We start from the raw sequence: 8,008 nt of genomic DNA on the forward strand, positions 1-8,008 counted from the left end.
TGTTTTCGGAGGCCGGCAATCAGTTCTTCAGATTGCTCATGCGCATTTGCAGGTCGTTTTCGTCTACGCACAGCACGTCGCGCGCTTTGCTTCCGTTTGTCGGACCTACGATGCCCGCATGTTCCAGCTGGTCCATGATGCGCCCTGCACGGTTGTAGCCGATGGAAAACTTCCGTTGGATGAGCGACGTAGAGCCTTGCTGGTGGTAAATGAGCAGCCGCGCCGCTTCTTCAAACAGCGGGTCAAGCTTGTTCATGTCTACCTCGGAGGATGAAGAAGAGCCGCTGTTTTCATCCACTTCAGGAAGCATGAAAGCGGTCGGGTAGCCCTGCTGCCGGCTGATGTAGGCTACAATGTCTTCCACTTCCGGCGTGTCGACGAACGCACACTGCACGCGCACCGGGTCATTTCCCTGCAGGTACAGCATGTCGCCCTTACCGATCAGCTGCTGTGCTCCCGGGCGGTCCAGAATGGTACGCGAGTCCATCATCGAAGCCACGCGGAAAGCCACGCGTGCCGGGAAGTTCGCCTTGATCGTACCTGTGATGATGTTTGTGGTCGGACGCTGGGTAGCGATGATGGCGTGGATGCCCACCGCACGTGCCAGCTGGGCGATACGGCAGATCGGCAGTTCCACCTCTTTTCCCGCCGTCATGATCAGGTCGCCGAACTCATCGATGATGACCACGATGTAGGGCAGGAAGTGATGTCCGTTTTCCGGATTCAGTTGCCTGTTGATGAATTTCTTGTTGTATTCCTTGATATTCCGGCATCCGGCGTCGCGCAGCAGTCCGTATCGCGTGTCCATTTCCACACACAGCGAGTTGAGCGTCTGCACCACTTTCGATGTATCGGTGATGATGGCGTCTTCCGCGTCGGGCAGTTTGGCCAGGTAGTGCCGTTCGATAGGCGCGTACACGGCAAATTCCACCTTTTTCGGGTCGATTATCACGAATTTCAGTTCGCTCGGGTGCTTCTTGTAGAGCAGCGAGGTTACGATTGTGTTCAGGCCGACTGATTTACCCTGGCCCGTAGCACCTGCCACCAGCATGTGGGGAGCTTTTGCCAGGTCCACCATAAACACTTCGTTCGTGATGGTTTTTCCGAAAGCCACCGGAAGGTCGAAAGTCGTTTCCTGGAATTTCTTGCTCATCAGGATCGACCGCATGTGCACGATGCGCGGGTTGGCGTTCGGCACTTCGATGCCGATGGTTCCTTTTCCCGGAATCGGCGCGATGATGCGGATTCCCAAGGCCGACAGGCTCAGTGCGATGTCATCCTCCAGGTTGCGTATCTTGGATATCCTCACCCCTTCGGCAGGCGTGATCTCATACAGCGTTACGGTCGGTCCCACGCTGGCTTTGATCGAGCTGATTTCGATACCGAAACTTCTCAGCACTTTGATGATGCGGTCTTTGTTGGCCGTCTGCTCCTCCATGTCGATTGTCGGCGTATTGTCGTCGAAATCGTTGTGCAGCAGGTCGATTGTAGGGAACTGGTAGTATTCCAGATCCAGACGCGGGTTGTAGGGCTGGTCTATTTTCCCCCGGTATTCCTTGTCCTCCTCCTTCGTTTCGCTGCTCACCTCAAAGACCGGTTCCTTTTCTTCGCCTTTGTCTGCATCTTCTTCCTCTTCGCCGCCGTTCTCTTCGTCCCCTTCAGCGTTTCCCTCCGTTGCATAGTCTGTTTCCGCGAAGTCTTCCTCTGCGGCAGGCTCTATTTCAAGCGGCTGTTCCTTCTCTTCAGGACTTGCGCTGACAGGCAGTTCGATGGCAGGGGCCGGTTCGCTGTCCTCTTCGCTTTCGTCTGCCGCTTCCGCCTGCGCGGTCATTTCAGGCTGTGCATTGTATGGCGTGAAAGCCCGTTCCTCCTTCTGCGTCACTTCCTCCTTGTTTTTCTTCAGCGACGGATGCAGTGCCTTCCGCACCACGAAAATCGTCTTCTTGCTCAGTGCGATGCTGAAAAGCACGGCTGTGGTGATGAGCAGGAGAATCAGTCCCGGCGCTCCGATCTGCGACTGGATCCAGAGGCAGGAGTTATACCCGTGGAGCCCGCCCGGATAGATGAACGAATCGCTGAACGTCTTTCCGAAGATGAATGCCAGCGTCACCGAACACCAGATCATAGTTACCATACATCCCAGAAACCAGCGCGTCAGGTTAAAGTTGTAGGCTTTCATCAGTTTCATGCCCGCTATGACGAGAAACACGATGATCAGGAAAGCCGGAATCCCGAAACAGTCGTTTATCAGAAATTCTGCCGCCTGCGCTCCTTTCGCTCCTGCATAGTTCTGTATGTGGTTGTTCGTGCTCAGCAGCTCTCCGTGGTTCGGGTGGTCAAGGATGCTCTGGTCGTTTCCTCCGGTAAAGAAGAACGAGCAGAAGGCCAGCACGAGGTATACGCCGAATATCACGCAGAACAGCCCGATGATGAAATGGGCCGTTTCACTTTTCAGCGCGGTGACTGTTTTCGCCATTATCACTTTCTTCTGTCCCGTCTTTTCCGTATTTTTTGACGTTTTGTTATCTGCCTTTTTCATGATTGAATATGCTTTATTTCATTTGTGCAGTGCAAATGTACGAATAAAAGTAGAACTGAGAAATTTTTTTTGTACCTTTGCAGTTCAATTGGAAAGAGAGTATGAAAGATAATGATGCGCGAGCTATATTTGACAGAAATACGGTGGAGTTTGTGACTGTATCCGCAGAGTTCTGCGGATTTCTGGAACGGGTTTCCGAAAAGAAACGAAAGGCGTTTGTCGATACGTCGCTCAAGCTGTTGCCGTTGCTGTATCTGAAGGCTTCTTTGCTGCCCGAGTGTGTCCGTCTTGATGAAGCAGATCCTGAAACATTTGTTACGGAAGGAGATTATGAGCTGGTCCGTTCGTCGGTCAGCGCTCTTTTGGCCGAGTATGACGACTATCTGGATGTCTTTCTGGATGATATGGTATACAGCGACACGCCTATCCGCCAGACCGTTTCAGAGGGAATGGCCGACATTTACCAGTCGCTCAAGGATTTCATCTGCGTTTTTCAGCTGGGACTTGACCGGACGATGAATGACGCGCTGGCAGTCTGCCGCGAGCAGTTTGCCGAATTTTGGGGGCAAAGGCTGCTCAATGTCATGCGTGCCCTTCACGATGTCAGATACCGCCAGTTGGCAGCCGGAGAGGCAGAAGAGGATGAGAATGATATTTTTGGTGAGAAAATTACAGAAGAAGAGTTGTATGAGGGGCTTGAGATGGGGGACGATGAATAAAAAGTTGCTTTGAAAATGACAGATTTTCCGAAAACAATTGACAAACAGACAATATCCGCACTGCCTAAGGTGACCTTTCCCGGCAGGATTTTCGTAATAGATACAGAGGATGCCGCCCGACGTGCGGTCGATTACCTGAATACACATGTGCTGGTGGGGGTTGATACCGAAACGCGCCCTTCTTTCCGCAAGGGCCAAAGCTTCAAGGTTGCGCTTCTGCAGCTTTCTACTGCCGACGTGTGCTTCCTTTTCCGTCTTAACGTGATCGGACTGCCGGATTTTCTGGAGGATTTCCTGCAGAATGACGTGCTGAAGGTGGGGCTTTCGCTCAAGGATGATTTTCTGATGCTGCGCAGGCGTAACAAGAAGGACCCGCGCGTGGGGAACTGGGTGGAGCTTCAGGATTATGTATCTCATTTCGGCATTCAGGAAAAGAGCCTGCAGAAGATTTACGCCCTGCTTTTCGGCGAAAAGATTTCAAAGAACCAGCGTTTGTCAAACTGGGAGGCGGATGTGCTTTCCGAAGGGCAGAAGGCTTATGCGGCTACCGATGCCTGGGCGTGTGTGCGTATCTTTCAGTTTCTGGAAGAATTGAAAGGAAAGAAAGAAATCTAGAAAAATCAAGTTTATGTATATCGTTTATTTGAAACCCGGCAAGGAGGAATCGCTCAAGCGTTTCCATCCGTGGGTGTTTTCCGGCGCCATAGCCCGCATAGAGGGGGAGCCGGAAGAAGGTGAAGTGGTAGATGTCTATACTTCACGGAAAGAGTTTGTGGCCCGCGGCCATTACCAGGTGGGAAGCATCGCTGTCCGCGTGCTTACATTCAGGCAGGAAGAGCCGGTCGACCAGGCGTTCTGGGTGCGCAGGCTGCAGGCGGCTTATGATTTGCGGCGTGCGTTGGGACTGGCAGGCGATCCGCTGAACGACACTTACCGCCTGGTGCACGGTGAAGGCGACAACCTTCCCGGACTCATTGTCGATGTCTATGGCCATACGGCTGTCATGCAGGCGCATTCGGCAGGCATGCACCTCGACCGCATGAAAGTGGCAGAGGCCATCGACCGGGTGATGGGAGATGTCATACAGAACATTTATTATAAGTCGGAAACCACATTGCCTTACAAGGCCGATCTGGTAGGAACTGAAAACGGTTTCCTGAAAGGCGGATGCCAGGAGAATGTGGCGATGGAAAACGGAATGAAGTTTCATGTCGACTGGCTGAAAGGGCAGAAGACCGGATTCTTTGTCGACCAGAGGGACAACCGCGCCCTGCTTGAACGCTATTCCCGCGGGCGTTCGGTGCTCAACATGTTCTGCTACACCGGAGGCTTCTCGTTTTATGCCATGCGCGGGGGGGCGAAGCTGGTTCATTCGGTCGACAGTTCTGCCAAGGCGATCGACCTTACCCGCCAGAACGTTGAACTGAATTTCCCGGGCGACAGCCGCCACCAGGCTTTTGCAGAAGATGCCTTCAAGTTTCTCGACCGCATGGGCGATCAGTATGATCTCATTATTCTCGATCCCCCTGCGTTTGCCAAACACCGTGACGCGCTGCGCAATGCGCTCCGGGGCTACACCAAACTGAATGCCAAGGCACTCGAGAAGATCCGTTCCGGCGGCATTCTTTTTACTTTCTCCTGTTCGCAGGTGGTGAGCAAGCAGGATTTCCGGAGTGCTGTGTTTACGGCTGCCGCGCAGACAGGCCGCAGCGTGCGGATTCTTCATCAGCTGACCCAGGCTCCCGATCATCCGGTAAATATCTATCATCCCGAAGGGGAATACCTCAAGGGACTTGTGCTGTATGTAGAGTAGGGCAGGCGCTGAACTGAAACATAAAAAAGAGAGAGGCTGAACTCAAAATAAGATTTGAGACAGCCTCTCTCTGCTTTTCAGATTCGGGTTTTCCGGACTTTTCTTCTGGTTTGCTCAGATGATTTTATTTTATGAATTTAACGTGAGTTCGATATAAGGAATAAAATTATTCATTAGAAAATCAAGAACATAGCGATAAGTGTATTAAATTTATAGTGATCAATTGTAGCTTTTAAGCGATTACCACTATGTTCTCAGAGCCTAAAGTTACGGAATTTCATTGTATGGCGGATGACTTTTGCAAGGAATTTGCCAAAGTATAGGAAAAATGCATGGTTGAAGACAGGAGCCATAAGCATCGGAACAAGCCGAATCGGATGGGCGATGCGGACAAAATCCTGCTGAGAAAACGCGCTTTAATTGAAACGGTCAATGACGAGCTGAAGAATATTGCCCAAATTGAACACTCCAGGCACCGCTCCTTCAACAACTTCATTGCAATTCGCTTTCCGCCATAGCAGCGTACTGTTTCTTTGAGAAGAAACTCGCCATAGACTTTTGTCAAGGACGGACAACTTACTATGTTTTGAATTATATCGAATTCACGTTGATTTACTTTTGGCATATTTGTGTGGGCATCGGTCTCAGTAATTTTTCTTAGGTTTCATATGTTTCCTAAAATAAACTTTTAAAAGAATTTAAGATTATATTTCCAAGAAAAATGTTTTCTGTTATTATCGTAACTTTAGATTTTTTTATTCCCATATATAGTAAATTCGCTTGATTTTGGTTTAAAATAAAAATAATAAATTATGTTCTGGCTTATTACATGCTTCTATTTGTTGATAGAAAGAAGAAGAAGGAGCGATACTTAATAATACTCCCATTCTTGTATCTCTTTCTGTGAAGCTACACCAATACTTGGAAAATTCATCTTCTGGATATGTGATTTCCTTTCCGACAGGGTCTGCTATATAGAAATAATAAACTCCTTTTTTCCTTTTTATCTTATAGAGTACGACAAAATGTTTCTGATTCCAGTGTAAAATACATGGAGAAGAGAATTCATTTATTAACTGTTTCACATTGAATTTAATACCTTGGGTATGAAATCCTATTTTTTCAGCTGCTTCACTGATACCTAATAAAGAAACTCCATTTTTGGAAATGTAACATTTCTCTCGTAAAATATTGAGGGAATAATATTTCCCATAAAAAGCAGCTATCATTTGTAAACATGCTGGGCCACAATATATGTAATTTTATAAAGCATTGATATTTTGTATTATATCATTGTATTATAACGAGTGATGTATGATTTAGTACCATTTTAGTATCGCTATTTCATCTTACTCTTATCACATGTCCTATCACATAAGTGGCATGTTTTTCAAAATAGGAAAGTCAGAAATATAAGTCAGGCAAGATAAGACTTAGAACTTATAATGTATTGTAATAAGCTAAATCACTTATTTCTCCATTTTATAAGTCAATTAACTTATAATATTTTGGTCGGTAGAGATATTATTTATACCTTTGCATTGAACAGTAATTAAACGGATTCAATCTATGTATGCAACCATTTCTGCCGATATAGTTTCGTCCACATCTTTGTGTATTGAAGAAACCATTGCTTTGAAGCAAAGGATAGAAGATTTATTTTCTGTCCTCGAAAAGAGATTTCCCGGATTTTGGGGCAGGTTAATAAAGGGAGATTACATAGAGTGCCTGTTGCCTTCAGCTAAGGACGGCTTCAGAGTTGCTCTTATTATTAAGAGTTGCATTAAGTCTTTTCCTATTGCAGAACCGAAAAAGAAAAAACTGTTCCAAGCATACGGAATCCGTATAGCTATGGGAATAGGTAATATGCGTATTGTTGATAAGGAACACGGCATAATGGATGGAGAGGCGATCTATTTATCGGGACGGACATTAAGCGGAATGGGGACTCCAAACAAAAATGGTACATTCCTTATTGAACCTGCTGATATGCAACTAAAACCGGCATTACAGACTGTTGGTATGCTGACCGATGCCTTGCTCAATAATGCTACAAAGCGGCAGAGTGAAGTCATTTATTATAAACTTTTGTCTAAAAGCGAGCAAGAAATAGCAGATATATTAGGTGTAAAGCAGTCTGGAATAAACCAGCACTCGACTTCTGCTAAATGGTATTGTATAGAGGAGGCATTAAATTACTTTGAACAACTAAATTTTGAAAACGCATGAATAGCTGGTTATTATTAAGCCTGTTGATGGCTCATGTGATTGGAGATTTCTATCTGCAAAGCGATAAATACTGCAAGAGGAAAGAAGAATCAAGACTTAAAAGCCTTTTTTTGTATGTTCATTCCATAATCATAGGACTGCTTTCATGGGCATTTGTTCCAACAGTTGATTTTGGGGTTTATGCGTTGCTCATATTTGTAACACATTTGATGATTGATGCGGTAAAATCATTTATGCACAAAGGACTGTGGGTATTTTTAATAGACCAGATTGCCCACATCATAATTCTGTGTTTTATTGCGCATCAATACGCATCACAATGTTATTTGCCAATTCAAGACATAGACTTCCTTGACCAAATATCCATTCCTGCATTTATGTTTGCCATATTATGTTGCCTGAAACCTACCAACATTCTTATAAAACTGATATTGGAACGATATAAAATAGGAGAAGATGAATCTTGCAAAAGCATGAAAAATGCGGGGGCACTTATCGGAAATTTAGAAAGAATCCTAACATTGGTATTTGTTTTAATCGGTCAATATGAAGCAGTGGGATTCATAATAGCCGCAAAATCTTTACTTCGTTTTAAAGAAACAGATACAGCCAAGACTGAATATGTATTAGCTGGGACTTTGTTGAGTTTTGGCATTGCAACTATATGTGGATTAATGGTGAAAAACTTTTTTAATACGATATGAATTA

7 protein-coding genes and 1 pseudogene are annotated in these 8,008 nt (G+C 46.3%); 6 read left to right on the forward strand and 2 right to left on the reverse strand.

Annotated features, from left to right (window positions below; genetic code table 11):
* Window positions 1-19 precede the first annotated feature (19 nt).
* On the reverse strand, window positions 20-2,539 hold the full coding sequence (locus QUW60_RS13610) for an FtsK/SpoIIIE family DNA translocase (protein ID WP_434736871.1): 2,520 nt from the start codon (window positions 2,537-2,539) through the stop codon (window positions 20-22).
* Between the two features lie 101 nt (window positions 2,540-2,640).
* On the opposite strand from QUW60_RS13610, the gene QUW60_RS13615 reads away from it, so the two are divergent.
* The 4 genes and pseudogenes from QUW60_RS13615 to QUW60_RS13630 form a co-directional block, all read left to right on the forward strand.
* On the forward strand, window positions 2,641-3,258 hold the full coding sequence (locus QUW60_RS13615) for a DUF5063 domain-containing protein (RefSeq protein WP_289561135.1): 618 nt from the start codon (window positions 2,641-2,643) through the stop codon (window positions 3,256-3,258).
* Between the two features lie 15 nt (window positions 3,259-3,273).
* A complete protein-coding gene (locus tag QUW60_RS13620) occupies window positions 3,274-3,873 on the forward strand; it encodes a 3'-5' exonuclease (protein ID WP_258338334.1) in 600 nt (199 codons plus the stop codon).
* A gap of 13 nt (window positions 3,874-3,886) precedes the next feature.
* Window positions 3,887-5,071 carry a class I SAM-dependent rRNA methyltransferase gene (locus QUW60_RS13625; RefSeq protein ID WP_258338335.1) on the forward strand — a complete coding sequence of 395 codons (1,185 nt, stop codon included), beginning with the start codon at window positions 3,887-3,889 and terminating at the stop codon, window positions 5,069-5,071.
* Window positions 5,072-5,460: 389 nt separating this feature from the next.
* Window positions 5,461-5,627: pseudogene (locus QUW60_RS13630) on the forward strand (transposase); the annotation flags it as partial.
* 235 nt (window positions 5,628-5,862) lie between these two features.
* Here the strand turns inward: QUW60_RS13630 and QUW60_RS13635 are convergent.
* Window positions 5,863-6,327 (reverse strand): cysteine peptidase family C39 domain-containing protein, encoded by a 465-nt coding sequence (locus tag QUW60_RS13635; protein ID WP_289561144.1) that lies wholly within the window; start codon window positions 6,325-6,327, stop codon window positions 5,863-5,865.
* Window positions 6,328-6,640: 313 nt separating this feature from the next.
* On the opposite strand from QUW60_RS13635, the gene QUW60_RS13640 reads away from it, so the two are divergent.
* A complete protein-coding gene (locus QUW60_RS13640) occupies window positions 6,641-7,300 on the forward strand; it encodes a helix-turn-helix transcriptional regulator (RefSeq protein ID WP_118496854.1) in 660 nt (219 codons plus the stop codon).
* Complete coding sequence (locus QUW60_RS13645) at window positions 7,297-8,004, forward strand: DUF3307 domain-containing protein (RefSeq protein WP_258338338.1); 708 nt, start codon at window positions 7,297-7,299, stop codon at window positions 8,002-8,004. Before QUW60_RS13640 ends, QUW60_RS13645 begins: the two co-directional genes overlap by 4 nt.
* The last annotated feature ends 4 nt before the right edge of the window (window positions 8,005-8,008 follow it).

Source organism: Bacteroides gallinaceum, assembly GCF_030373775.1.
Taxonomy (GTDB): Bacteria; Bacteroidota; Bacteroidia; order Bacteroidales; family Bacteroidaceae; genus Phocaeicola; species Phocaeicola excrementipullorum.

Coding starts and splice junctions, on each gene's coding strand:
- QUW60_RS13610 (WP_434736871.1), bottom strand. CDS start 2,539: ATGAAAAAGGCAGATAACAAAACGTCAAAAAATACGGAAAAGACGGGA.
- QUW60_RS13615 (WP_289561135.1), top strand. CDS start 2,641: ATGAAAGATAATGATGCGCGAGCTATATTTGACAGAAATACGGTGGAG.
- QUW60_RS13620 (WP_258338334.1), top strand. CDS start 3,274: ATGACAGATTTTCCGAAAACAATTGACAAACAGACAATATCCGCACTG.
- QUW60_RS13625 (WP_258338335.1), top strand. CDS start 3,887: ATGTATATCGTTTATTTGAAACCCGGCAAGGAGGAATCGCTCAAGCGT.
- QUW60_RS13640 (WP_118496854.1), top strand. CDS start 6,641: ATGTATGCAACCATTTCTGCCGATATAGTTTCGTCCACATCTTTGTGT.
- QUW60_RS13645 (WP_258338338.1), top strand. CDS start 7,297: ATGAATAGCTGGTTATTATTAAGCCTGTTGATGGCTCATGTGATTGGA.